Source organism: Amphritea atlantica, from assembly GCA_024397875.1.
Lineage (GTDB): Bacteria > Pseudomonadota > Gammaproteobacteria > Pseudomonadales > Balneatricaceae > Amphritea > Amphritea atlantica_B.
This window is the reverse complement of sequence record CP073344.1, coordinates 1,936,478-1,962,274: the sequence shown is the minus strand read 5'-3', so window position 1 is coordinate 1,962,274 and position 25,797 is coordinate 1,936,478. Positions and strand designations below refer to the sequence as shown.

The following is a 25,797-nucleotide window of genomic DNA, read 5'->3' as shown; positions in this document are numbered from 1 at the left end:
AAAATGAATCAGGAAAACATGATTCCGATTAAACCAGTCTGGGGGTTTGATGATACCAGTCGAATCCCTTTCGAAGCCTATACCCGTGATGATATTCACCAGCAGGAACTCGATAAACTCTTCTATAACAACCACTGGTGCTATGTCGGACTTGAAGTTGAAATTCCGGAAAATGGCGATTTTAAGCGGACCGTTGTCGGTGAGCGATCAGTCATTATGGTGCGCGGTAAAGACGACGATATCTATGTCGTAGAAAACGTTTGTGCTCACAGAGGCATGCGTTTCTGTCGTGAAAAGCATGGTAATGCGAAGAGCTTTACCTGCCCTTATCATCAGTGGAACTACGATACCGAAGGTAATTTGCAGGGCGTACCTTTCCGACGTGGGGTCAGACAGGACGGTGAAGTTAAAGGCGGAATGCCTAAGGACTTCAAACCAGCCGATCATGGTCTGACGAAGCTGCGGGTTGCCCGGAGAGGCGGCGTTGTTTTTGCCAGCTTTGATTATGATGTCGAATCTTTTGAAGATTACGTTGGTCCGGAGATGTTGGAGTATTTTGATCGGATGTTTAACGGTCGGAAACTGACACTACTGGGCTATAACAAGCAGCGTATTCCGGGTAACTGGAAGCTGATGATGGAAAATATAAAAGACCCCTATCACCCCGGCTTATTACATACCTGGTTTGTCACTTTTGGTCTCTGGCGCGCAGATAACCGTTCTGAACTAAAGATGGATAAGCACTTCCGTCACGCAGCGATGATCTCTACACGGGGAGCTGGCGGCAAAGATGCTCAGACGACTAACGTCTCCAGCTTTAAAGACTCGATGCAGCTTAATGATCCAAGTTTTCTGGATGTCGAAGTAGAGCCCTGGTGGAACGGACCAACGGCGGTGATGATGACGCTGTTTCCCAGTGTCATTCTGCAACAACAGGTAAACAGCGTCAGTACCCGTCATATCCAACCCAACGGTCATGGTTCATTTGATTTCGTCTGGACTCACTTTGGTTATGAAGATGACAGTCCTGAACTGACAGAGCGCCGCCTGCGTCAGGCGAACCTGTTTGGCCCGGCGGGATTTGTCTCAGCAGACGATGGTGAAGTGATTGAGTTCTCTCAGGAAGGCTTTGAACAGAAACCGTCACATCATTCAATCGCAATGCTGGGTGGTCGCGAAATCGAAGATACGGATCATATGGTCTCGGAAACACTGATTCGCGGCATGTATAAATACTGGCGCAAGATGATGGGGATTTAATGATGAACACCGAGATGTATTTAACCGTTAGCCAGTTTTATCAGGACTATGCCGCAGCAGTGGATCAGGCCGATTGGCCGGCCTGGATCGCTCTGTTTGCCGACGACTGCGTTTATAAAATTCAGTCCCGTGAGAACTTTGATCGGAATCTGCCGATGGCGGCGCTGTCGCTGACCACTAAGGGGATGCTGAAGGATCGTATTTACGGCATCACTGAAACGATCTTTCATGATCCGTATCTGCAGACCCATGTGATTGCAGCACCACGGATTTTGTCTCAGACCGTCACTGCCATCGAATCACAGGCTAATTACGCTGTATATCGCACTAAAAACAACGGTATCGCTGAATTGTTTAATGTTGGGTGTTATATCGATCGCCTGCAGATGACTGACGCCGGTCTCAGGATTGAGTCGCGTATCTGTGTATTTGATAACGACATGATACTGAATTCACTGATTTATCCAATCTGAAGCGATTGGCGTAATGATGGCTGACGGGCCTTTGGGTGAGAAGTACCAGTCAGCCAGTTTAAAACTGATCTATCGAGGTAAAAAAGATGAGTGATAACTGGAAGAGTGCGGTGAGTGTTACTGATATTCCTGATGATGATGTTATTGGCATCAGCATCGGGGGGCATCAGATCGCACTTTATAAATATGAAAATGAGATCTTCGCTACGGATAACGTTTGTACCCATGGTCAGGCGCTGTTGAGTGATGGCTTTCTTGAAGATGGGGAGATCGAATGCCCATTGCATCAGGGGCGATTTTGCATAAAGAGCGGCAAGACGATGTGTGAACCCTTAACCGAAGATCTCAAAACATACCCGGCCCGGGTTGAAGAAAATCAGGTCTATCTGCTGCTCGACTGAATCAGTCGGGAAAAGCCCAACACAATAAATATAACTATCGGGAAACTATTATGAAAAAGTTACTAATACCACTGGTTGCTGCCTGCACCGTGACACTCTGTTCGGTCACTGCATCTGCTCAAATGCTGTCCATTGCCTCTCCGCCGCAGGGTTCCGTGTGGAATACCATGAGCAACTCCATTGCCAATGTAGCCCGGTCAGAGACAGGGCAGAATGTCATAGTGCAACCCTACAGCGGTAATCGCGCCATGATGGATGCGGTTGATCAGGGGCTGGCTGAGTTTGCCATAAACGACGTTAACGATGTCATCGTTGCCGTATCGGGTGAAGGGGATTACGCAGGAGGCCGTAAGCGTCAGAATCTGCGTATTGCTTTACGCATCAGCCCACAACCGATTGGTATCTTTGTTCGAAAGGATTCCGGGATTAATCGCATCGAAGATCTGGCGGGTAAAAAAGTCGCTGCCGGATGGAATGCGTTTCCAATTGGGCGTTCACATATGAGCGCTATGCTGGCTACCGGAGGCCTGACCTGGGATGACGTTGATCAGGTACCGGTTCCCGATCTTATCAGGGCTGCAGATAATCTTTCGTCCGGGCGTATTGATGCCACTTATTTTGCCATTGGAGGACCTAAAGTGGCTGAAGTTAATGCTGCCGTGGGTGGGGTGAAGTTTCTTCCCCTGAACAACGATGAAAAGGCGAAACAAGCGATGTTGAAAATACGTCCTGCTTTCTACTTCTCAGACGTTAAACCTGCGCCACATCTGGTGGGTATTGAAGAGCCGATAGCGATGCTGACCTGGGATAATGTACTGGTGGTTAATGCAGAGGTATCTGATGACGACGTTTATAAGTTAGTCGGGTCTATTCTGGGCAATAAGGAAGCACTAGTGAAGCTGTTTCCGGTTTTTCGTGGAATGAATGTCAGTGCTGCTAACAAGGCTTATCCGGGTGTTGAGTATCACCCTGGTGCCCTGCGTTATTTGAAGGAACATGGTCTATGGCAGGAATAATAATTAAACCGATAACCTGAGGACCTTGCCATGAAATCGGCACTTTCATTTCGACAACTGGTCAGTCTGTCTACTTTGCGGGCCCTGCTTAGCGCAGGTATCGCTCTGGCTGCCATCGCCTTTGCGTCTGACTCGTTCAGCCGGATGGGTATAGCAATTTACACTGAGCAATATCTTGCTGTGGTGCTGGCAACTAGTCTCGCACTGATATTTATAAAACCACAGAAAGATGGTGTTAAGCGATATTCAGATTCCCTGTTGGGCGCAATTGGCTTCAGCGCCGGCATCTACCTGGCGTTTGAATATCCAGTATTGGTTGAGCGACAGTTGGACCTGCCGTTAGATGCCTTGATTGTCTCTACTGTCCTCTTTGGACTGGTGCTTGAAGGCTTGCGCAGAGTGGTAGGGCTGTCTTTGGTTATCGTCGTCCTGCTCTTTATCGGTTTTGCATTATTGGGGCATAACCTGTCTGGCGCGCTACAAACACGACACCTGGATGCGGATCGCCTGATAGTGTATCTGGGGGTCGACACCAACGGTATGCTGGGGCTGACTCTGGGGGTAGCGGCAACCATCGTGATTGGCTTTATCCTGTTTGGTCAGTTGTTACTGAAGTCAGGCGGCGCAGATTTTTTTAATGATCTGGCGATGGCGCTAATGGGGCGGAGCAAGGGTGGATCGGGTAAAATCGCAACCATCGCTTCGGCTCTGTTTGGTTCAATTTCAGGTGTTGTCGTATCCAATATTGTGGCAACCGGCGTTGTCACCATCCGGATGATGAAGCAGGGTGGCTTTAAGCCACATACGGCTGCGGCGATTGAAACGGTCGCCTCCACTGGCGGGCAGATTATGCCGCCGGTGATGGGGGCGGTTGCTTTCCTGATGGCTGAATTTCTGCAGATCAGTTACAGCGCGGTGGTGCTTGCCGCATTAGTGCCTGCTGTTCTTTATTACGCCTCGCTTTATATACAGGTAGACCTGGAAGCTGCAAAAGAGAATATCAAACCGATCGATCCTGAGCTGATCCCAACTAAAAGAGAGGTTTTCAGTCAAGGCTGGGTGTTTGTTATACCTTTTGCTGCAGTTATTTTGGCGCTGTTCAGTTTTAATCAGCGTCCAGAAACGGCAGCTTTATGGGGAGCATTAGGTGCCTTAGTGGTAGGTATAATGTTTGGATACAAAGGCAAGCGTATGAAGGGCAGTGATATCTGGGCGTCGCTTGAAGAAACCGGCCACTCGATTGTTGATATCATCATGATTGGTGCGGCCGCAGGCTTTATTATCGGTATTCTGAATATTACCGGTCTGAGTTTTGGTTTGACCTACTACCTGGTTGGTTTGGGTGAAGGGAATCTATTCCTGCTACTACTGATCTCGGCAATCGTCTGCATTGTACTTGGCATGGGGATGCCTACTGTCGGTGTCTACCTGCTGCTTGCTGTGCTGGTTGCACCCTCGCTGATACAGGTTGGTGTTGAGCCTATAGCGGCACATCTGTTCATCTTTTATCTGGGGATGATGTCGATGGTGACCCCGCCGATTGCAATTGGTGCATTTTTCGCCGCAAGTATAGCAAAAGCAGATCCGATAAAAACCGCACTCACATCCATGCGTCTCGGCTGGACAGCGTACATCGTGCCTTTCCTCTTCGTCGCTTCGCCGTCGTTGCTGCTCATCGGTGAACCTCTGGATATTACCATCACAATAGTCAGTGTACTAATTGGTGTCTGGGCTGTTTCTGTTGGCTTCGCTGGCTACCTTGGAAATCGGTTGAATACTATCTCCAGATTAGTGTTCATTGTTATTGGTGGTTTCTATCTGTTGCCCAATCTCGGCGATAACACCTTCATCATCATTAAGTTGGCGGGACTATTATTGCTACTGCTGCTTTATTCCGTGAATTACTGCTCGAAGAAGCAGGCTGCACTGCAGTCGCAAAAAACCTGAATTAATTTAACCTATCTCTCTGGTGCTGAATGATTCCCCCACGGGAAGAGCTCGTCACGCCCAGAGAGCACTCAGGCTAAGGAGTGTTTGATGCAACTTTATAATTTTTTTAATAGTTCAACCTCATACCGGGTGCGTATCGCAATGGCACTGAAGGGGCTGGACTATACCCATCAGGGGATCAATCTGAGGCAGGGGGAGCAGTCATCCGCGGATTATGTCGCACTGAATCCCGCCAAAAGTGTTCCTTTACTGGTTGAGGATGATGGACGAAGCCTGAGTCAGTCTCTGGCCATCATTCAGTATCTCGATGACCGGTTTCCATCTGTTCGCTTAATTCCTGACGATATCGAATTAAAGGCCCGGGTATTAGAGGTGGCTTATCTGATCGCCTGCGATATGCACCCGGTCAATAATCTGCGAATTTTAGGGCACCTGACAAAAGAGCTGGAAGTCACCGATCAACAAAAAGCAGACTGGTACAAACGCTGGATTGGTGAGGGATGTGCTGCACTGGAATCCCTCTTGTGCAGAGCAGGCAGTGGTATCTATTGTTTTGGTGATACGCCGACTTTGGCGGATTGCTGCCTTGTTCCTCAGGTAGCGAATGCACTTCGGTTTGGTTGCGACCTGAGCGGTTATCCCAGGATGATGGCTGTTTATGAACACTGCTTGCAGCATTCCGTATTTAAAAAAGCAGCCCCTTCCGAGCAACCCGACTATGTCGACTGATTCTAAATAATGAGGAATGTGAACATGAATGCTTTAGGTACATTGGACGATCTGCCGCAATCCTATCGGGATCGGTTAACCGAATTGAACCTGGTCCCCCTGTGGCCAAGCATGCGGGCAGTACTGCCGTATAACGTGCCAACCCGGAAAACAGACACGCAGCTATGGGCGTTTGGACAACTGCGTCCGCTGCTGATTGAAGCGGGAGATCTGACGCCGATGGAAAAAGCTGAACGCCGGGTCTTGGTGTTATCTAATCCAGGCCATGGCCTTACTAACATGCAGGCTACGCCCAGTATCTATATGGGGCTTCAGCTCATACTAAAAAATGAAACCGCCCCAAATCATCGACATACACCTAATGCGGTAAGGATCATCGTCGAAGGCGAGGGCGCGTCGACCATCGTTGATGGTGAGCCCTGCATTATGGAGCGGGGAGATCTTATTTTAACACCCTCGGGTAAGTGGCATGAGCACCGTCACGACGGTGAAGATCCTATTATCTGGCTTGATATCCTGGATCTACCGCTGATTTACCAACTGGAAGGTTCATGGGCGATAGAAGGCGCCCCGCAAACACTCAGTTGCGAGCGTGATAAATCATTTGCGGAGTATTCATCCGCGGGTGTGGTGCCTGAGATCGACTTTCAGAGAGAGAGTCAGGACTCTCCAATGTTGCGCTATCCCTGGGCAAAAACACGGAGCTGCCTGCTTGAAATGGCACAACATTACGACAGCGGGTTATTGCGCATCGCCTATGTTAATCCTGAAAACGGAGCAAGCCTGTTTCCGAGTATCGGCTTTGGCGCAATCATGCTGCGGCCAGGTGAAACAATTAATTTGCCGAAACGTACCAGTGCCTGTGTGTTTCACATAGTCGAGGGTATGGGGGCATTAGAGGTTGATTGTCAAGATCGTAAAGCGTGGCAGGAGAGAGATACTTTGTGTGCCCCTGGCTATAGCGACATCGTTCTACAGAACCTCTCTGAGACGACTCCTGCATTTCTCATTACTGCCGATGACGCACCGCTGCATCGCTATCTCGGTATCTATTAATTTTCATTTCTCAACGGAGAATCATTATGTCTAATAATCTGCTATTTCCAGCAAACGAACCTGTTCTGGCACCCGTTCAGGGATCCGATGCGTTGTTCCCGGTTAACCGTATTTTCTGTGTTGGCCGTAACTACCTTGCCCACGCGACGGAGATGGGCGTCACGGTCGATAAGACAACACAGGAACCGTTTTATTTTCTTAAGCACCCAAGCTCAATAGTTCCCAGTGGAGCGACTATTTCATATCCCCCGCAAACGGCTAACTATCACTATGAGATGGAGTTTGTAGTTGCTATCGATAAAGCGGGCTTTGAGGTCAGTGAGGCAGATGCCGATGATCTGATTTTTGGCTATGCCTGTGGGCTTGATATGACCCGTCGTGATCTGCAACTGAAAGCAAGAGAGACAGGGCGTCCCTGGGATCTGGGAAAGGATTTTGAACAATCAGCAATACTGTCACCGATTGTTCCTAAAGCTGAAACCGGTGTTTTAACTGAAGGTAGTATTGAGCTGGCAGTGAATGGTGACGTAAAACAGTCATCAGATCTTAATCTGCTGATCTGGAATGTCAGGGAGGTGATTGCACACCTGTCGAAGTTCTACCATCTGCAGCCAGGAGATCTGATCTACACAGGCACACCTGAAGGTGTAGGTTCAGTTGTTATCGGCGATAAGATCACCGGTTACATCGATGGGGTTGGCGAGATAGACCTGAATATCACTGCATAAAACAGTGTATTCCTATTTAGCTCCATTACTCTGCTGATTACTGGAGCTAAATGCGCCGGGTGACTCTACCAAATGAGCTGAGCACAATGTTGAGTTGCAAAGTTTATTCTCTCAGACATTGTCTTAGATAATCCTGATACCCTGGTTTTCAAGCATCAGAATCAGGCGAATTAAAGGTAGTCCGATCAGGGTATTAGGGTCTTCACCCTCTAGTTTCTCAAAGAGGGCGATACCCATCCCTTCAGATTTGAAGCTACCGGCACAGTTATAAGGTTGTTCCGCTTTCAGATAGTTCTCAATCATTTCTGGTGTCAGTGTCCGGAAGTGAACATGAAACGGAACCACATCGGTTTCGCAGACGCCGTTGCTGCTGTTTAGCAGGGTTAATCCGGTCAGGAATGTGATTTTCCTGCCCGATGCATCCGACAGCTGTCGAAATGCGTTGTCAAAGTTTCCGGGTTTGCCGATGGTTTCTCCATTAATAATGGCAGTCTGGTCGGAACCGATAATCAGTGCATCCGGATACTCTGCCCGAAGTGCTTCGGCTTTTTCTCTGGATAGGCGGGCAACATAGTGTTGTGGTGTTTCCGATTCGAATCGTGTTTCATCGATATCAGGAGACACTGCCGCGTAGGGAAGGTTGATTTTATCCAGAATCGCTTTTCTGAATGGTGAGCTGGATGCCAGAATTAGCCGGGTCATGCCTGATTTTCTCCAAAACAGTAAGGGTTACGCTAAGCTGCAGATATTAGCCTGTTTTTTTCGCTTTAAAAGCCTTATTTCCTTTGACAGACTGGTTTTTGATCCCTAGAATTGCGCGCTTATGTCGAACGCCCCATTACCAAAGAAAATTGACCCGCGTAAGCTTGCTGATCGGGGAGTACGGATTGAAGGTGACGCCGAGCTTGCTCTGCTGCCAAATCTGGTCACAATGCTGACTGATTCGCAGGGAAAAGTCTCCGTTGATCTGCAGTTTGATCTTGATGAACTGCGTATCCGTACCATAAAAGGCACTGCTGTTACTCAGGTTAATATGGCCTGTCAGCGCTGTCTTGAGCCAGTTGAGATCGACATCGAAGCGAAGTTCAATTTGGCTATTGCTCCTACTGAGGAGCATGCAAAGAATCTACCCAGGTACTATGATCATCTGATTGTAGCGGGTGATGAGCTGGAGTTGTTACCGATGGTGGAAGAGGAGTTGATTCTGTCGCTTCCTATTGTGCCATTTCATGACGACTGCAGCGTGCAGACTTCCTTCGGTGAAGCGGCTACGACTGACAATGAAACTGATAAACCGAACCCTTTCAGTGTATTAGCCTCACTGAAGGCTGATAAGTGAAATAGGAGCTATATACCCATGGCAGTACAAAAGAGCAAAGTAACTCGTTCACGTCGCGGACAGCGTCGTTCACACGATGCACTGGGCAACCCAACTCTTTCCGTAGAAGCAACTACTGGTGAAACTCACCGTCGTCACCACGTAAGTGCTGACGGTTTCTACCGTGGTAAGCAGGTTGTTGCACAGCAAGACGACGAGTAAGCTTGTCTGACAGCTTTTGCATCGCGATTGACGCGATGGGCGGGGACTTCGGTCCCCGCGTTGTTATTCCCGCCTCAGTAGATGCTTTAAAGCGTCACCCTCAGCTGACCCTGCAACTGGTCGGTCAGCAAGCTGTTATCGCGCCGTTGTTAGCCAAGGCGTTAACTAAACGTTCTGATAAATCCCTGTTGTCGCGCCTCACCGTTATTGATGCTGAGAATGTTATAGCCAATGATGAACGGCCCTCTCATGCGTTGCGCAAGCGGGCAGACACATCGATGTTCCGTGCTATCACTCAGGTGGCTGAAGGCAGTGCTCAGGCCTGTGTCAGTGCGGGGAATACGGGTGCGCTAATGGCGTTAGGCCGTTTTACCCTGAAAATGCTTCCGGGGATTGATCGTCCGGCTATTATTACTGCGATTCCTTCAGATTGCGGTGTCAGTTATATGCTGGATCTGGGTGCTAATGTCGATTGCAGCGCCGAACATCTGTTGCAGTTCGCTATTATGGGGTCGGTGATGACTCGGGCGGTTGAAGCGATCTCAGAGCCACGTGTGGGGCTGCTGAATGTCGGAGCGGAAGAGATTAAAGGGAATGAGCAGGTTAAACTGGCATCTCGGCTGATTCGTGAGCATGGTGGGCTGAACTACGTTGGCTTTATTGAGGGCGATGATATCTTTACCGGCAAAGTAGATGTGGTCGTATGCGATGGCTTTGTCGGTAATATCGCCTTGAAGAGTAGTGAGGGGGTGGCGCGTTTGATTGGTCGCCAGTTACGGGTTAGCTTTAACCGCTCTCTTTTACGTCGGCTAATGGCGATGCTGGTCCGTCCGGTGCTTGAGGAGATTCGTGCGCATATCGATCCTGCTCGGCGTAATGGGGCGAGTCTGCTCGGATTGCAGGGGATTGTGGTGAAGAGCCATGGTTCTGCAAACCGCAAGTGCTTTGGCTATGCAATTGATCAGGCTGTCGCGGAGGTCAGGATGGATGTTCCCGGCAGTATCAATCGTCAGCTTGAATCGCAGATCGGCTGACGTTTCAATAAATATCTGAACAAAAAGACAAACGTTTTAATTCATAACGATTCCTGTAAACTACGTCCTTTAAATTGTTATGCGTTTATCTGTACATTGAGGTAACAATGCCACAACCCCTCGCTTTTGTTTTTCCCGGTCAGGGCTCTCAGCACCTGGCGATGCTGGCTGAACTGGCCGCAGAACACTCTGTTATTCAGGAAACCTTTGCCGAAGCTTCTGAAGTGCTGGGCTATGATCTCTGGGAATTGACTCAGAATGGTCCTGAAGCTGATCTGAATCAAACCGACCGCACTCAGCCCGCTCTGCTTACAGCTGGTGTGGCCTTATGGCGTCTTTGGCAGCAGCAGGGTGGTGCTGTGCCGGAAATGATGGCAGGGCATAGTCTCGGAGAGTATACCGCTCTGGTCTGTGCGGGTGCTATCGGCTTTAAAGATGCGGTAAACCTGGTTCGGCTGCGCGGTGAATTTATGCAGCAAGCGGTTCCGGCCGGAACCGGTGCGATGGCTGCGATTCTTGGCCTGGCTGATGATGCTATTCAGGCGGCCTGTGTTGCCGCTGCAGGTGATGAAGTGGTTTCGCCGGTTAACTTTAACTGTCCCGGGCAGGTGGTCATTGCCGGCAATAAGGCTGCGGTTGAACGTGCGATTGAAGGCTGTAAAGAGGCTGGCGCTAAGCGCGCAATTCCTTTGCCGGTCAGTGTTCCTTCACACTGCGTGCTGATGAAGCCTGCGGCAGTGCAAATGGCTGAAGAGTTAAAGAAAATTGACATCAGCATGCCTGACATCAAAGTGGTTCAGAACTTTACCGCCAAAGAGCCTGTCAGTGTGGATGAGCTGGTTGATAACCTGCTGGCACAGCTTTACAGTCCGGTTCTGTGGACCGATTCAGTGCAAAATATGATTCAGCAGGGTATTGAAAGCACCGTTGAGTGTGGTCCGGGTAAAGTGCTGTCCGGGTTGAATAAGAAAGTTCAGCGTACTCTGGCAGTTGCTGCGATTAATGACCCTGCAGGTCTTGAGAAGGCGCTCAGCGCGTAATCTCTGAATTAAAGGAAAAGAATATGAGTATCGAAGGCAAGGTTGCACTGGTTACTGGTGCTACTCGGGGTATCGGTAAGGCGATCGCGCTGGAGCTGGGTCGTCAGGGTGCTGTGGTTGTTGGCACGGCTACCAGTGATAACGGTGCAGCTGCTATTGCAGAATACCTTAAGAATGCGGGCGTAAATGGCGCCGGTTTATGTCTTGATGTCGGTTCAAATGAGTCCGTTGATGAAGTGCTGAAAAGTATTCAGGACCAGTTTGGTGCGGTAACGATCATCGTTAATAATGCTGGCATCACCCGCGATAACATCATGTTACGTATGAAAGAAGATGAGTGGGATTCTGTTCTGAATACCAATCTCAAATCTGTCTATCGTGTGGTCAAGGGCTGTTTGCGCGGCATGACTAAAGCGCGATGGGGCCGCATCATCAATGTTTCATCTGTGGTCGCTTCAATGGGTAATGCGGGCCAGGCAAACTATGCCGCAGCCAAATCGGGCATGGAGGGCTTTAGTCGGGCGCTGGCTCGTGAAGTGGCTTCTCGTAATATCACCGTTAACTGTGTAGCTCCCGGTTTTATCGATACAGATATGACCAGCGGGTTGCCTGAAGAGCACAAGGAAACGCTACAAAAACAGATCCCGATGGGCCGCTTAGGGCAGCCTGAAGAGATCGCTGCTGTTGTTGGTTTTTTAGCCAGCGATGCCGGCGGATATGTCACCGGAGACACGATCCATGTCAACGGCGGCATGTATATGTCGTAAAGATTTTCCCTAGGGAATTGTTTTTTTTGCAAAAGTGTTGATAATGAGCCGCAGCTCACTGGAGAAATGTCGCCGTCAGGCTTGATCCATAGCGGCGGATTCTAATAAAATCCCTGTTCACATCTTCGGGTGTGGATGTCGATAAATAATAGGAAGAGTTATGAGCAACATCGAAGAGCGCGTAAAGAAAATCATTGCTGAACAGCTTGGTGTGAAAGAAGAAGAAGTGACTATTGAAGCTTCTTTCGTTGAAGACCTGGGTGCAGACTCTCTGGATACTGTAGAGCTGGTTATGGCTCTGGAAGAGGAATTCGAAACTGAAATTCCTGATGAAGAAGCAGAGAAGATCACTACTGTTAAGCTGGCAATCGATTACATTAACGCACATCAGTAATCGACTCACCCAGATTACCGAGAAGCCGCAACTATAGTGATATAGTGCGGCTTTTCTTTTGTTAGACCGGTAAACCAGGAGGATTTTGATGTCTCGCAGAAGAGTCGTTGTTACTGGTATGGGGATGCTGACCCCGGTAGGTAGCACTGTCCAGGAGACATGGACCAATATTCTTAACGGTAAAAGTGGCGCAGCAGAAATTACCCACTTCGATCCTACGCCGTTTGGTACTCGTTTTTCCGCCTCTGTTAAAGAGTTTGATCTTAGTGCTTATATGAGCCCTAAGGACGCGCGAAAAATGGATCTGTTCATTCAGTACGGTATGGTTGCTGCTATTCAGGCAGTTGAAGATGCCGCACTGGATGTGACCGAAGAAAATGCTCCCCGTATCGGTGTAGCAATTGGTTCAGGGATTGGTGGCTTGCCGATGATTGAGGCGACCCACGATATCCTTAATAAAAGTGGCCCGCGGCGGATTTCGCCGTTTTTTGTCCCCGGCAGTATTATCAATATGATCTCAGGTAATCTGGCGATCAAATATGGTTTTAAGGGGCCAAATATTGCCATCACTACGGCCTGTACAACCGGTACTCATAATATCGGTTTTGCTGCCCGGATGATTCAGAACAGTGATGCGGATGTGATGATTGCCGGCGGCGCTGAGATGGCAACCACGCCTTTGGGTGTTGGTGGTTTCTCTGCTGCGCGGGCGCTGTCTACCCGTAATGATGATCCACAGGCTGCCAGCCGACCATGGGACAGAGACCGTGATGGCTTTGTTCTTGGCGATGGCGCCGGGGTGATTGTGCTCGAAGAGTACGAAGCAGCTAAAGCCCGTGGCGCTAAGATCTATGCTGAACTGGTGGGCTTTGGTATGAGTGATGATGCTTATCATATGACATCCCCGCCGGAAGATGGTGCTGGTGCTGCGATGTCGATGGCTAATGCAATTAAAGATGCGGGGCTTAATCCGGATCAGATTAATTACATTAACGCCCATGGCACATCAACACCTGCGGGGGATATTGCCGAGTCCAATGCCGCTAAGCTGGTATTGGGTAATGCTGCTGAAAATGTTCGTATGAGTTCAACCAAGTCCATGATCGGTCACCTGTTAGGGGCTGCCGGTGCGGTTGAAGCGATCTTTTCAGTATTGGCTATCCGGGATCAGGTGGCTCCGCCGACCATAAATCTGGATAACCCGTCTGAAGGTTGTGACCTGAACTATGTAGCGCATACGGCTCAGGAAGCGGAGATTGAGGCAGCGGTATCCAACTCTTTCGGTTTCGGTGGTACCAACGGTACCCTGGTATTCCGTAAGATCTGAGTATACGGGCGCGCTCTGAGCGCGCCCGTACTCCCTCCCTATGAGATCCTATATTCTTATTAACGGTCTGTCAGAGCAGTCTCTTCCGGTTACTGACCGGGGGCTTGCTTATGGACATGGCCTGTTCGAAACCGTCGCCGTTAATCTGTCTGTTCCCATTGCATGGCAGGATCATCTTGAGCGGCTCACAGAGGGCGCTAAACGTCTTGCGATCCCTCTGCCCGTCAATATTCAACAGCTGCTCGAGCAGGACCTGATAGCGCTTCTCGGCTTGCAGCAGAATGTTCCTCAGCGCCAGGTTCTGAAGATAACCATCACCCGTGGATGCGGTGGACGTGGATATGCTGTTGATGAGGCTGTCCCGATCAACCGGATCGTTCAATTGAATCCCTTTCCTGAATATCCTGATCAGCCTTCTCAGAAGGGCGTTGCAGTGACTCAGTGTCAGACGCGACTTGCGTTATCACCTCAGCTGGCTGGCATGAAGCACCTTAACCGGCTTGAGCAGGTTCTGGCCCGGGCGGAGTGGAATGATGCCCGCATTCGCGAAGGTGTGGTGTTGGATGGTGAGGGGTTTCTGGTTGAGGGAACCATGAGTAACCTGTTCTGGTCACAGGGAGGTAATCTCTATACCCCTCGGCTTGACCGGTGCGGCGTTAAAGGAATAGTTCGCCAGAAAATAATCAGTATCGCTGAGCAAAATGGCATAGTCGTTCATGAAGGTTTGTATACACCGGATTCACTTGCTGATGCCGATGAAGTTTTTGTCTGTAACAGCATTATCGCTATCTGGCCGGTTACCCGACTTAACTGTGATCTGCGCCAGTATCCGCAATGGGGAGTCGGACCGATTACCCGTATGTTGCAGTCCCGGTTGTCCGCTGAAGGAATTTATTAGTGCGTAAAGTTGTTGTCTCTTTTGTTATTACTCTGCTTGTGGTTGTGGCATTTGCGTATGGTGGGTGGCGATCATTGCAGTCCTATCTTGATGCTCCGCTGAACCTTACGCAGTCCCAGATTATTATGGTTGAGCCGGGCAGTAGCTTTAACCGGGTTGCCGGTCGGCTTGCTGCTGAAGGGGTTATGGAGAAGCCTGACTGGTTTGGTTTTTTTGTTCGCATAAAAAAAGCAGGTCATCTCCTGAAAGCGGGTGAGTATGAGTTGCTTCCCGGCACGACACCCAGAACCCTGCTTGCGCAGCTGGTTGAAGGAAAAATCATTTCATACAATTTTACTATTGTAGAGGGCTCTACTTTCAAACAGTTACGAGAGCAGCTTAAACTAAACCCGCAAGTTAAAATTACTCTGGGAGATCAGAGTGATGCCCAGTTAATGGCCTCTCTGGGGCTTGAAGGGCAGCACCCTGAAGGGATGTTTCTTGCAGACACTTACCAGTTTCACCGGGGTATGAGCGATTTCGATCTGCTCAAGCGTGCCAATGCATTACTATCCTCTGAGCTGGATAAGGCCTGGCAGGAGAGGGCTGAAGAGCTACCCTATACGTCTGCTTATGAAGCGCTTATTATGGCTTCAATTGTAGAAAAAGAGACTGCGCTGAGCAGCGAGAGACCCACGATTGCCGGTGTTTTTGTTCAGCGTCTGAATAAAGGTATGAAGTTACAGACTGATCCCACGGTGATTTATGGTATGGGGGAGCGCTATAAGGGAAATATCCGCCGTGCGGATCTGCGCCGGCCCAGCCCTTACAATACGTATACTATCAGTGGATTGCCACCGACACCGATCGCGATGGTCGGACGGGAAGCGATCCGCGCCGCTTTGCACCCTGCAAAAGAGAAGTGGTTGTACTTTGTGGCTAAGGGGGATGGCAGTCATCAGTTTTCGGCTACCCTGGCAGAACACAACAGGGCGGTCAGGCAGTATCAGTTAAAGCGTCGGAGTGATTATCGCTCCAGTCCGGATCAATAACTCCGGTGCCATTAAGTATTTGTTTGATTAGATGAGTTGGAAAGCATGAGTACAGGCCGTTTCATTACACTGGAAGGTACCGAAGGGGTTGGAAAGTCGACTAATCTCAGATTTATTGAATCTGTATTGCAGCAGCATCAGATCCGTTATCAGCTGACCCGTGAGCCCGGCGGTACACCGCTGGCTGAACAGGTACGTGAACTGTTGTTGGCTAATCGTGATGAGGACGTGGCTGACGATGCGGAGTTATTGTTGGTGTTTGCCGCGCGTGCGCAACACCTTGAGCAGGTCATTCGCCCAACGCTGGCTGAAGGCCGCTGGGTGCTTTGCGATCGCTTTACCGATGCCACCTTCGCATATCAGGGCGGTGGACGGGGGCTCAGTAAAGTGATGATCGGCCAGCTTGAGACCATGGTTCAGCGAGGCCTGCAACCCGATCTGACTATCCTGCTCGATCTGCCGGTTGATATTGGTCTGGCCCGTGCCCGCCAGCGCGGTGATCTGGATCGCTTTGAAAATGAGCGAATGGCTTTCTTCGAGCAGGTTAGAGACGCCTATCTGGAACGCGCTGCGGCAGATCCAGAACGCTTTGCGGTGATCGATGCTTCAGGCACGCTGGAGCAGGTGCAGCAGCAGATCGCTGCGGTGCTTGAACGTTACCTTCAGGAGCAGGCTGGTGAGTGATTCACTCTGGCAGGATCGACCAGTAGTATTGCCCTGGCTGAAAGGCCGGTGGGAATACCTTCTTGAACTGAAAGCGCAGAACCGTTTTCCCCATGCGCTGCTGATTAATGGCCCCGAGGGGATCGGTAAAGCCTGCTTTGCGCTGGCGCTGGCGAATTATGTGCTTTGCCGCAATCCACAGGGGGGCGCGGCTTGCGGGCACTGTCGTAGCTGTGAGCTGACCGGAAGTGGTGGTCATCCGGATCTCTATCAGCTTAAGCCCGACGAGCCGGGGAAGCCGATAAAGATTGACCAGATCCGAGAGCTGACCGACTTTATCTACTCCACCGCGCAGCAGGGTGGTTATCGTGTAGTGATTATCGATCCTGCCGACAGTATGAACATCAATGCTGCCAACGCTCTGCTGAAAATGCTGGAAGAGCCGGGCTCGAACACGTTGCTGATGCTTCTGACCCATCGTTTAGGGCAGATGCTGCCGACCATTAAGAGTCGTTGCCAGCGGGTTGATATGCCGCCAGCGGATATACCGCTGGCAACCCAGTGGGTTGCTACTCAGCTTGAAGTTGACGCCTCAGAAGCCGCTCAGCTGTTAGTCATTGCTCATAACTCTCCACTGCAGGCGCTGGCGTATAAGCAGGACGACCTTCTGGGGCTGCGGGCCAAAGTTCTCAAGGGGTTGGCAGATATTCTGAAAAGTCGCAGTAGCGCTGTTGAGGTGGCACAGTCGCTGTATAAAGAAGATCTTGAGCTGGTGCTTGGCTGGGTCTATAGCTGGACAGTCGATATCGCCAGGTCTGCCGAGGGGCAGGCTGATCCTGAATTGTTGCGGCACGCAGATGCCAAAAATATGCTGCTGGCACTGGCGCGTAAAGTCAGCAGTCGGAAACTCTACCGCTTTGCTGATCAGGTACAGGCTGCGCGCAAGGATCTGATGTTTCGTCGTAATCCGAATAAGCAATTGTTAATGGAGAAGCTTTTAAGTGAATGGTATTCACTGCCGCGGGCTAACTAACTGGGCTGACAGGATATACAGCAGCATAAAGCGATAGTAAGATATAGGCAGTGTCAATTTAGGATGAAATCAGTACTAGGGAGGCTATACGGCCTATGTCAGTTGTACCCCGCATGAGTCATGGAATTCTCTCCCTGGCAATTGAGACCAAGGAAGATCTCTATAAATCATATATGCCCTTTATCAAAAATGGCGGGTTATTCATTCCTACTACCCGAACTTATCAGCTTGGCGAAGAGGTGTTTATGCTGCTAAGTCTGATCGATGAAGACGACAAGATTCCGGTGACCGGCAAGGTTATCTGGGTCACCCCGCGTGCGGCTCAGGGAGGACGAATACCGGGTATTGGTATTCAGCTGTCTCAGGATGATGCTACGCTGATCTCCAAGATCGAAACCTATATTGCGACACAGCTGAATTCGGGCCGACGCACCAATACCATGTAATTCTGAGTTACCCCATGTTTGTAGATTCTCACTGTCACCTGGACAGGCTCGACCTGTCTGCCTGTAATAATGATCTTCAGTCAGTTATCGATGCCGCCACCGGGAAGAACGTTTCCCGGATGCTGTGTGTCGCTATCGATTTGCAAAACCTGCCTGAGATGCTTGAGACGGTTAATCGCTTTGATAATGTCTATGCGTCGGCGGGTGTGCATCCGCTGCATGTATCTGATGGGGTCCCGGAAGTCGCCACGTTGCTCGGTTATGCCGCCGATGCAAATGTGATTGCGCTGGGTGAAACCGGACTGGATTACTATTACCAGAAAGACACAGTAGAGCAGCAACGGGAGAGCTTTGTAAACCATCTCAAAGCATCGGCTGAAGCGCGCTTACCGGTGATTGTGCATACCCGTGATGCCCGTGAAGATACCATTAGCATATTACGTCAGCACGTTGATACGGACGTCGCTGGCGTGTTGCACTGTTTCACCGAAAACTGGGAAATGGCGCGGCAGGCGATGGACCTGAATTTCATGATCTCTTTTTCCGGAATCATCACCTTCCGTAATGCAGCAGAGCTCCGTGAGGTTGTCCGTCAGGTTCCGATGGAAAACCTGTTGATCGAAACAGACTCTCCCTATCTGGCCCCGGTGCCATATCGTGGTAAGCCCAATGAGCCGCAGTATGTTGTCGAAGTTGCGCAGTGTGTTGCCGATATCAAAGGTCTGCGGATCGAAGAAGTGGCCGAGATAACCAGCGATAACTTCGACCGTATATTTAATAAAGCGGTCACTGGCTGACAATGAACCGGTCTCTGGTAAACCCTCCGATAAGCTATATAGAGCCACTGTATCGTCCGCCCAGTGAGGCAAACTCTCTTATTCTTCAGGTGACCAATGGTTGTAGCTGGAACCGTTGTACTTTCTGTGAGATGTATATCGATCCACAGAAGCAATTTAAGCCCAAAAGTGAAGCTCGGCTGCTTGAAGAGATTATTCGCTGTGGTCAGCAATTACCCGGTGTAAGAAGAGTTTTTCTCGGGGACGGTGATGCGATGGTGTTATCGTTCCGGCGCCTTAAAACGATTCTGGAAGCGATCCGTACCCACCTGCCTGATGTTACCCGCGTGTCTGCTTACGCGCTGCCTTCAAACCTCAAGAATAAATCAGTTGAACAGCTTCAGGTGCTTCGTGATCTGGGGCTGAAACTGATCTACGTCGGGGCGGAGAGTGGCGATGATGATGTGTTGCGCTGCATTGATAAAGGCGAGACCTTTCAGAGCACTGTTGACGGGCTGCTTAAAGCCAGGCATGCGGGGATCAAAACATCGGTGATGCTGATCAATGGTCTGGGGGGTGTGCGTATGACTGAGCAGCATGCCCGGGCGTCGGCAACGCTGATAAACGCGGTTCAGCCTGAATATCTCGCGACTCTGGTGCTGTTTTCCCGACGCGGAAATCAGCGTGTCCACGACGGGTTTGGTGGCGATTTTAACGCCCTGAATCAGCGCCAGCTGTTTCAGGAGATGGAGCTGTTTCTGTCTGAACTCAAACTGACAAGCACCATATTTCGCAGTGATCATGCGTCTAATTTTCTGGTTCTGAAAGGCGTTCTAAACCGGGATCTTGATACTATGCTCAGGCAGCTGCGGACCGCAATTGAAACGCCTGAGCGGGTGTTTCTCCGACAGGATCATCAACGCGGCCTGTAATACCTTTCATCTGTTCATCCGTGGTGCTTTTAGAGCTGCCGGGATCCTGGTCTTCTGATATCGCTGAGGTGATATCTGCTAATCTGTGTTTATTCTGTTTCTGGTAAACCTGTAATCGCAAGGTCCTGGATCGAGTATCCAGGCAGAGGGCGGGCGATTTTTGCAGGCATCTGGGTGCTGTGTTTCGTCAGTATGCTGATTTGATTGATCTGCCGTCCGGTTTATTTAAAAGTATAAGGGTGGACGCTTTGAGAGTAGGTTTTGTGTTTTTTAGGCATCATCTAATAAGCTGTCTTCATTTATAATTGCCTTTATATATCAAACGTTATGAATCGCACTCGCTGTAATCTAACCATATAGCAATCGGTTATAAAAATACCGTATTTTGAAGTAGTTACATCCTAAACTCATTGCTTTATACTTTTGTATAAGTATAAGCTCTCATAAGCATAGAACAAAAGGTAATAAAAGATGAGAAGACCCGTACGGATTGCTGTAACTGGTGCTGCAGGCGCTATCAGTTATAACCTGTTATTCAAAATCGCCGCAGGGGAGATGATGGGGCGCGATCAGCCGGTTATTCTTCAGCTGATTGAGATTCCCGACGCGATGGAAGCCCTGCGGGGTGTTGCTATGGAGCTTGAGGATTGTGCCTACCCGTTGCTGCACACGATTACCCTTCACGACAATGTCGAAGAGGGCTTCAGTAACTGTCACTATGCGTTGTTAGTCGGTGCCCGGCCGCGTGGGCCTGGTATGGAGCGAAGTGATCTGCTTGAAGTGAATGCAGAGATCTTTGCCCGTCAGGGTAAGGCGCTTAACGACTTTGCCAACCGCGATGTAAAAGTGCTGGTGACCGGTAACCCGGCAAACACCAATGCGCTGATTGCCAGTCGTAATGCGCCGAAGCTTAGCCCCTCTCAGTTTACCTGTCTGACGCGTCTGGATCATAACCGTGCCAAGGGTATGCTGGCCAGTCAGTGTGGTGTCACTGCACTTGATATTCAGAATATCATTATCTGGGGTAACCACTCTCCGACTCAGTATCCGGATCTGCATCATGCAACGGTGTTCGGTCAGCCAGCGATGGGACAGATTGATACCTCCTGGTATCGTAATGAATTTATTCCGCGGGTGCAGGAGCGTGGCAGCGAGATTATTAAAGCTCGCGGCTTATCAAGTGCGGCCTCTGCAGCTCAGGCGATTGTTGATCAGATGCATAACTGGACTCAGGGTACTGATCCGGGTGAGATTGTCAGCATGGGGATTCTGAGTGATGGTAGTTATGGTATTGAGAAAGGAGTTTTCTTCTCCTTCCCGGTGCGCTGTAACTATGGTCGTTATCAGATTGTGCACGGTCTTGAGGTCAGTGATTTCAGTCGTAAGAAGCTGACGGCTACCGAGCTTGAGTTGCTTGAGGAAAAGGCGGTTGTCGAACACCTGCTGCCAAAAGAGACTGAAGAGTCGCATATGAATCTTACTATCTGCCTGAAGTCCGGTGTGACTCTCTATGCTGATGGAACAGGGCCAAGCCAGGAAAGTAAGTTCCTCAATAACAGCCGGGTACTCTGATCCCCGGTCTTTCTGATAAACTCAAAAAAAGCCCTGTCTGAGTCATTTCAGGCGGGGCTTTTTTATGATGGATAGATACCGATGGTAGAGATAATCAGCATAGAAACCCGGGGACAGGGATTATATGAATTTACCGATGAGATCAGGCGTTTACTGAACAGGAGCACGGTGCGGGAGGGGCTTTGTAGTCTGCTGATTCAGCATACCAGCGCCAGTCTCACCATCCAGGAAAATGCAGACCCAAGCGCTCAGCGTGATCTTGAAAACTGGCTGAACCGTTTGGTACCGGAGGGCGATCCGCTGTATACCCATGTGTTCGAAGGCCGGGATGATATGCCAGCTCATATCAAAGCAGTCCTGACGGCAACTACGCTCTCGATACCGGTCAAGAATGGGCAGTTGATGCTGGGAATCTGGCAGGGTGTTTATTGCTGGGAGCATCGTCACGGCCATCAGAAAAGGTCAGTTGCCGTGCATATAGGTTAGGGTGGCCATTAACTCCGCATATCTGCTCTGATCTCACTGGTTGTTCATATCAGAGTCTTTTGTTTTTTGATATTTAAAACCTCTTTTCACTACGATTAGTCTCAATCTCTATCTAAAAGATTATATATAGACATTTATTTGATCAAATGTAGGTTTTTAGGGCCATAACCTAGTCTAATTGTCTAATAATTAATCTGGTTGGGCTAATAAAAATAATATTCAGATTTGATCAACAGGAATGTCTCATAAACACCGGTCTAACAGACTTTTGGCCTGATTGGTGGAGTGTTGTGATATCTGTCAGAAGAGAGATACGTTTATGAATGATCATCTGCAAGTTTCTGACGTGAAAAAACCTCGGCTGGGATTGGCTCTGATCCCGGTTGTCCTGACCCTTCTGGTGCTGGGTATACAGCTGTTCTATTTCGGTGATTTTACCCCCCATATTCCACTGGCCATTGGGTTAGCGATAACCGGTTTAGTGGGCATCCGGCTGGGGCTTAAATGGAAAGATATTGAGGAGGGGGTTTTTCATGTAATTCATGTTTCACTGCCCTCGGTTTCGGTGCTGATCTGCGTGGGTATGATTATCGGCGTCTGGATCGCCAGTGGTACTGTGCCAACGCTGATCTATTATGGCCTGACATTGCTGTCACCGCAGATATTCCTGGCGGCAGCCATGGTGCTTTGCTCGGTTGTATCCCTCTCCCTCGGTACCTCCTGGGGAACGGTTGGCACCGTGGGCCTTGCGCTGATGGGGATCGGTGCGGGGTTTGATATTCCGGTTTACTGGACTGCAGGTGCGGTCGTTTCCGGCGCCTTTTTCGGGGATAAAATTTCACCACTGTCAGACACCACTAATCTGGCTCCGGCTGTTACCGGCACTGATGTGTTTTCCCATATCAAAAACATGATGCCGACTACTATACCCTCAATGCTGATCGCTTTTTTCATCTATCTGGTAGCTGGGTTTACCCTGATCGATGGAGACGGGGCATCATTTGAAAAAATTAATGCGATCACGACTGCGCTTGATGCAAACTTCACTATCTCTGTCTGGTTACTATTACCTGCGCTGCTGGTGATCGTGCTTGCCGTTAAGCGTATGCCGCCCATCCCATCACTGTTTGCCGGGGTTCTGGCGGGTGCCGTTGCAGCGATGATCACACAAGGGGCTGGCATCCATCAGTTGCTCACCTTTGCCAATAGCGGTTATTCAATTGATACGGGTATCAGCACTATTGATAGCCTGCTGAATCGCGGCGGAATACAGTCAATGATGTGGACCATCTCGCTGGTGCTGATTGCGCTGGGTTTTGGTGGTGCACTCGAGAAGACTGGCTGCCTGGAAGCTATAATTGCAGCGATTATGACCAGAATTAAAGGGTTTAAAGGCGTTCAGACGGCAGCGGTTTGTACCTCTATTTCGACCAATCTTGTTGCCGGCGATCCCTATCTGTCAATCGCTCTGCCAGGTCGTATGTACGCGCCGATCTATCGGGGTATGGGATATTCGACGCTGAACCTTTCCCGGGCAATCGAAGAGGGTGGTACGCTTATTTCGCCACTGATTCCCTGGAATGCCGGTGGTGCATTTGTAATCAGTGCACTGGGACTGGGTATTGCGGATGGTCATGTAGAAAATCTGCTGTACATACCGTTGGCATTTGCCTGTTGGTTATCACCGGTGATCGGACTGATCTATGCTCAGACGGGGTTGTTCTCACCTAAAGCGACAGAGGAGGAGCGCCGCATGTGGGAGCATCAGGGAGAGATTATAGCGACTGAAATGGCAGAGGACAGTTTCGCTCAAAAGAAAGTAGTGGTGTAGCGCTGAGAAAAACAGCCATCTGATAAACCCCGGCTTTGTCCGGGGTTTTTTATTACGCCTATCTGAAGGATAGGCGCGTTGCGCAGCCTCCTGAAAGGGGAGCGAGCTGTGTTATTGTTCCTGTTCAGGTTGTAAAGCTTTGAATCCCGCCAGCATCCGGTCAAGATCCAGCAGAATGATAAGCTGATCATCCCGGTAGCAAACCCCCTGAACAAACTGGCGCTGGGAGTCTTCGCGCATCACCCCGGGGGCCCTCTCTGTTTCGCTTTCCGGCAGGTTGAGAACCTCATCCACACCATCGACCAGAATTCCCAGAACCTCCTGGTCGTCAAATTCAGCAACCACGATGCGGGTGTTGTGATCGATCTCTTTATCTTCCAGCTTAAACAGTGTCCGGGAGCTAATCACCGTGACGACACTGCCGCGAAGATTAATGATGCCGAGAATGCCTGCTGGGGCACCCGGAACAGGGGTTATATCGGTAAAACGCAGCACCTCTTTGACTTGCATAACATCAATGGCATAAAGCTCATCGGCAATCGAAAAGGTTGCCCATTTACGATAAGCCTCCTGATTTTCACCATTTTTTTTATGCTGATCATGAACGTCGGAGCTAAGCTCTGCCTGAATCTGCTGTAGTTGTTTCGCTGCGTCTTCAAGACCCATAGGTTACTCTCTTATGCTATCTGTTTCAGCCAGCCAAGGCTTTCGGCGGTGCTGGCAGAGGGATTATATTCAAGGCTTGTTATACCGGAGTATCCCATATCATCCAGAGCTTTAAAAATATTGCTGAAGTTTAGTTCACCAGTTTGTGGTTCATGCCGTCCGGGAACATCAGCAAACTGGATATGGCCGATCTTATCCAGATTATCTCGCAGGGTTTGAATCACATTACCCTCCATAATCTGCATATGGTAGATATCATATTGCAGCTTGATATTGGTATGGTCAATCGCTTGAAACAGCTCAAATGCCTGGCGACTGTTATTGAGGAAAAAGCCCGGAATGTCCTGTGTGTTTATCGCTTCAACAAGCAATTGAATGTTCTCATTTGCGCATACCTCAGCGCAGAATTTAAGGTTATCAATGAAGGTTTCTCTTACAAGCTTGCTATTATAATTAGCTGGAGATATACCGGATAATATATTGATATTTGGGCAATTTAGTTTTTTTGCGTAATCGATGGCAAGGCTGACTCCCTGACGGAACTCAGCGACTCTGTCGGGATGGCATGCAATGCCCCTGTCGCCGGAAAACCAGTCACCGGCGGGCGCGTTTAAGAGTACCAGCTGCTGTTTATTGTGTTGCAGCAAATCGAGAATCTGAGCGGCAGGCAGTTCATAAGGAAACTGAATTTCGACCTTGCTGAATCCCTGTTCTGCGGCAGCGGAGAATCGTTCTGCCAAAGGAACCTCCGTGAAAAGCATACTCAGGTTGACGGCAAAATCTGGCATGACTTATCTCCCGGCTAATAGTCTGGATTATGAGTGATCGGATGGGTCGCAGGGTGAGGTGGTCGGTTTGTCATTGAGTGTTCGGTTGCCGTTGAGCATCTCCAGTTGCAGTAATAAGCCGCTGTGATCAATCTCTTCATACCCTTTGCTGACCAACTGCTGATACTGATCATAGGTCTGTTGTACCAGCGGCAGGGTAAGGTCTTCAGACTGTGCAGTATCCAGTATTGTACGCAGGTCTTTAAGCTGAACCCGGGATGTCGCACCGGGATTAAACTCCCGGTCGATCATGCGCTGACCATGCAGCTCAAGAATCCGGCTGCTGGCAAACCCTCCCAGCAGGGCCTCGCGTACGGCTGCAGGATCGGCACCGCCTTCTGCGGCCAGCAGCAGCGCTTCGGCAACCGCGCCAATGGTGATGCCGACAATGGCCTGGTTGGCGCATTTGGCGAGCTGTCCCGAACCTGCCGGACCGATATAGGTCGCTTTTCCCAGAGTGGTGAATATTGGCAGGCAGCGCTCGAAAACCGTTTTATCGCCACCCGCCATTATAGAAAGGGAGGCTTGTTGTGCGCCAACAGTGCCTCCCGATACCGGCGTATCGAGATAGTTAACACCGATATGTTTGAGGCGGGCAGCGTGCTGTTTAGCCAGCTTGGGGGGCACAGAGCTCATATCGATTACGGTGCTGCCCCGTTTAAAGGTGGCGGGAAATTCTTTGTTGAACAGGATCTGATCGACGATCGGACCATTTTCCAGCATGGTAATGGTGATATCCGCATCCGCTATTGCCTCTGCCGGAGTCTCTGCAACTTCAGCGCCCTGGCAGACCAGGGATTCAGCTTTGCTGCGTGTGCGGTTCCAGAGGGTCAGTTTAAAGCCTGAATTCAGCAGATTAACGGCCATTGGCTGGCCCATCAGGCCGATTCCGAGAAAAGCTATTTTCATCGAAAAGAGTCC

General features: G+C 49.8%; 29 protein-coding genes. 25 read left to right on the top strand and 4 right to left on the bottom strand.

Features of this window, described 5'->3' with window-relative positions; all coding sequences use genetic code 11:
* Positions 1 to 3: 3 nt before the first annotated feature.
* The 8 genes from KDX31_08965 to KDX31_08930 all read left to right on the top strand — a co-directional run bounded on the left by KDX31_08965 (position 4) and on the right by KDX31_08930 (position 7,613).
* Complete coding sequence (locus KDX31_08965; GenBank protein UTW05106.1) at positions 4 to 1,260, top strand: aromatic ring-hydroxylating dioxygenase subunit alpha; 1,257 nt, start codon at positions 4 to 6, stop codon at positions 1,258 to 1,260.
* A 2-nt stretch (positions 1,261 to 1,262) separates the two neighbouring features.
* Positions 1,263 to 1,733 (top strand): aromatic-ring-hydroxylating dioxygenase subunit beta, encoded by a 471-nt coding sequence (locus KDX31_08960; protein UTW05342.1) that lies wholly within the window; start codon positions 1,263 to 1,265, stop codon positions 1,731 to 1,733.
* A gap of 86 nt (positions 1,734 to 1,819) precedes the next feature.
* A complete protein-coding gene (locus tag KDX31_08955) occupies positions 1,820 to 2,134 on the top strand; it encodes a non-heme iron oxygenase ferredoxin subunit (protein ID UTW05105.1) in 315 nt (104 codons plus the stop codon).
* A 50-nt stretch (positions 2,135 to 2,184) separates the two neighbouring features.
* Complete coding sequence (locus KDX31_08950; protein ID UTW05104.1) at positions 2,185 to 3,150, top strand: TAXI family TRAP transporter solute-binding subunit; 966 nt, start codon at positions 2,185 to 2,187, stop codon at positions 3,148 to 3,150.
* Between the two features lie 30 nt (positions 3,151 to 3,180).
* A complete protein-coding gene (locus KDX31_08945) occupies positions 3,181 to 5,097 on the top strand; it encodes a TRAP transporter fused permease subunit (protein UTW05103.1) in 1,917 nt (638 codons plus the stop codon).
* A 90-nt stretch (positions 5,098 to 5,187) separates the two neighbouring features.
* Entirely contained in the window at positions 5,188 to 5,829 is a 642-nt protein-coding gene (maiA, locus tag KDX31_08940) for a maleylacetoacetate isomerase (protein ID UTW05102.1), read from the top strand.
* A 24-nt stretch (positions 5,830 to 5,853) separates the two neighbouring features.
* The gene (locus KDX31_08935; protein ID UTW05101.1) at positions 5,854 to 6,885 is read left to right on the top strand and encodes a cupin domain-containing protein; all 1,032 of its coding nucleotides are present in this window, start codon (positions 5,854 to 5,856) and stop codon (positions 6,883 to 6,885) included.
* 26 nt (positions 6,886 to 6,911) lie between these two features.
* A complete protein-coding gene (locus KDX31_08930; GenBank protein UTW05100.1) occupies positions 6,912 to 7,613 on the top strand; it encodes a fumarylacetoacetate hydrolase family protein in 702 nt (233 codons plus the stop codon).
* A gap of 123 nt (positions 7,614 to 7,736) precedes the next feature.
* Here KDX31_08930 and maf read toward each other — a convergent pair whose 3' ends face one another.
* Positions 7,737 to 8,315, bottom strand: coding sequence for a septum formation inhibitor Maf (gene maf, locus KDX31_08925; GenBank protein UTW05099.1), 579 nt, complete (start codon positions 8,313 to 8,315; stop codon positions 7,737 to 7,739).
* Between the two features lie 121 nt (positions 8,316 to 8,436).
* On the opposite strand from maf, the gene KDX31_08920 reads away from it, so the two are divergent.
* The 17 genes from KDX31_08920 (at position 8,437) to nhaC (ending at position 23,383) form a co-directional block, all read left to right on the top strand.
* Positions 8,437 to 8,952, top strand: a complete 516-nt coding sequence (locus KDX31_08920; protein UTW05098.1) for a DUF177 domain-containing protein — start codon at positions 8,437 to 8,439, stop codon at positions 8,950 to 8,952.
* Between the two features lie 18 nt (positions 8,953 to 8,970).
* Entirely contained in the window at positions 8,971 to 9,153 is a 183-nt protein-coding gene (gene rpmF, locus KDX31_08915; GenBank protein ID UTW05097.1) for a 50S ribosomal protein L32, read from the top strand.
* Between the two features lie 2 nt (positions 9,154 to 9,155).
* Positions 9,156 to 10,187, top strand: coding sequence for a phosphate acyltransferase PlsX (gene plsX / locus KDX31_08910; GenBank protein UTW05096.1), 1,032 nt, complete (start codon positions 9,156 to 9,158; stop codon positions 10,185 to 10,187).
* A gap of 107 nt (positions 10,188 to 10,294) precedes the next feature.
* A complete protein-coding gene (gene fabD / locus KDX31_08905; GenBank protein ID UTW05095.1) occupies positions 10,295 to 11,227 on the top strand; it encodes an ACP S-malonyltransferase in 933 nt (310 codons plus the stop codon).
* A 23-nt stretch (positions 11,228 to 11,250) separates the two neighbouring features.
* Positions 11,251 to 11,994, top strand: a complete 744-nt coding sequence (fabG, locus tag KDX31_08900; GenBank protein UTW05094.1) for a 3-oxoacyl-ACP reductase FabG — start codon at positions 11,251 to 11,253, stop codon at positions 11,992 to 11,994.
* A 160-nt stretch (positions 11,995 to 12,154) separates the two neighbouring features.
* Positions 12,155 to 12,388 (top strand): acyl carrier protein, encoded by a 234-nt coding sequence (gene acpP / locus KDX31_08895; GenBank protein ID UTW05093.1) that lies wholly within the window; start codon positions 12,155 to 12,157, stop codon positions 12,386 to 12,388.
* Positions 12,389 to 12,476: 88 nt separating this feature from the next.
* Positions 12,477 to 13,715 (top strand): beta-ketoacyl-ACP synthase II, encoded by a 1,239-nt coding sequence (gene fabF / locus KDX31_08890; GenBank protein UTW05092.1) that lies wholly within the window; start codon positions 12,477 to 12,479, stop codon positions 13,713 to 13,715.
* Between the two features lie 40 nt (positions 13,716 to 13,755).
* Complete coding sequence (gene pabC / locus KDX31_08885) at positions 13,756 to 14,613, top strand: aminodeoxychorismate lyase (GenBank protein UTW05091.1); 858 nt, start codon at positions 13,756 to 13,758, stop codon at positions 14,611 to 14,613.
* Entirely contained in the window at positions 14,613 to 15,644 is a 1,032-nt protein-coding gene (gene mltG, locus KDX31_08880) for an endolytic transglycosylase MltG (GenBank protein UTW05090.1), read from the top strand. Before pabC ends, mltG begins: the two co-directional genes overlap by 1 nt.
* A gap of 45 nt (positions 15,645 to 15,689) precedes the next feature.
* The gene (locus KDX31_08875; protein ID UTW05089.1) at positions 15,690 to 16,328 is read left to right on the top strand and encodes a dTMP kinase; all 639 of its coding nucleotides are present in this window, start codon (positions 15,690 to 15,692) and stop codon (positions 16,326 to 16,328) included.
* On the top strand, positions 16,321 to 17,340 hold the full coding sequence (locus KDX31_08870; protein ID UTW05088.1) for a DNA polymerase III subunit delta': 1,020 nt from the start codon (positions 16,321 to 16,323) through the stop codon (positions 17,338 to 17,340). Before KDX31_08875 ends, KDX31_08870 begins: the two co-directional genes overlap by 8 nt.
* A 95-nt stretch (positions 17,341 to 17,435) precedes the next feature.
* Positions 17,436 to 17,786: a PilZ domain-containing protein gene (locus tag KDX31_08865; GenBank protein ID UTW05087.1), complete on the top strand. Its 351-nt coding sequence runs from the start codon at positions 17,436 to 17,438 to the stop codon at positions 17,784 to 17,786.
* 14 nt (positions 17,787 to 17,800) lie between these two features.
* Positions 17,801 to 18,583 (top strand): TatD family hydrolase, encoded by a 783-nt coding sequence (locus tag KDX31_08860; protein UTW05086.1) that lies wholly within the window; start codon positions 17,801 to 17,803, stop codon positions 18,581 to 18,583.
* Positions 18,584 to 18,585: 2 nt separating this feature from the next.
* Entirely contained in the window at positions 18,586 to 19,494 is a 909-nt protein-coding gene (locus KDX31_08855; GenBank protein UTW05085.1) for a radical SAM protein, read from the top strand.
* Positions 19,495 to 19,965: 471 nt separating this feature from the next.
* Positions 19,966 to 21,066, top strand: a complete 1,101-nt coding sequence (locus tag KDX31_08850) for a malate dehydrogenase (GenBank protein ID UTW05084.1) — start codon at positions 19,966 to 19,968, stop codon at positions 21,064 to 21,066.
* An 81-nt stretch (positions 21,067 to 21,147) separates the two neighbouring features.
* Positions 21,148 to 21,552, top strand: coding sequence for a secondary thiamine-phosphate synthase enzyme YjbQ (locus tag KDX31_08845; protein ID UTW05083.1), 405 nt, complete (start codon positions 21,148 to 21,150; stop codon positions 21,550 to 21,552).
* A gap of 319 nt (positions 21,553 to 21,871) precedes the next feature.
* Entirely contained in the window at positions 21,872 to 23,383 is a 1,512-nt protein-coding gene (gene nhaC / locus KDX31_08840) for a Na+/H+ antiporter NhaC (protein UTW05082.1), read from the top strand.
* A 111-nt stretch (positions 23,384 to 23,494) separates the two neighbouring features.
* Here the strand turns inward: nhaC and KDX31_08835 are convergent, their stop codons facing one another.
* From KDX31_08835 to KDX31_08825, 3 genes are read right to left on the bottom strand one after another with little or no spacing between them, the layout of a single operon-like run.
* Positions 23,495 to 24,049 carry a chemotaxis protein CheW gene (locus KDX31_08835; protein ID UTW05081.1) on the bottom strand — a complete coding sequence of 185 codons (555 nt, stop codon included), beginning with the start codon at positions 24,047 to 24,049 and terminating at the stop codon, positions 23,495 to 23,497.
* An 11-nt stretch (positions 24,050 to 24,060) separates the two neighbouring features.
* Positions 24,061 to 24,837 (bottom strand): hydroxypyruvate isomerase family protein, encoded by a 777-nt coding sequence (locus tag KDX31_08830; GenBank protein ID UTW05080.1) that lies wholly within the window; start codon positions 24,835 to 24,837, stop codon positions 24,061 to 24,063.
* 27 nt (positions 24,838 to 24,864) lie between these two features.
* Complete coding sequence (locus KDX31_08825; GenBank protein UTW05079.1) at positions 24,865 to 25,785, bottom strand: NAD(P)-dependent oxidoreductase; 921 nt, start codon at positions 25,783 to 25,785, stop codon at positions 24,865 to 24,867.
* Between the last annotated feature and the right edge of the window lie 12 nt (positions 25,786 to 25,797).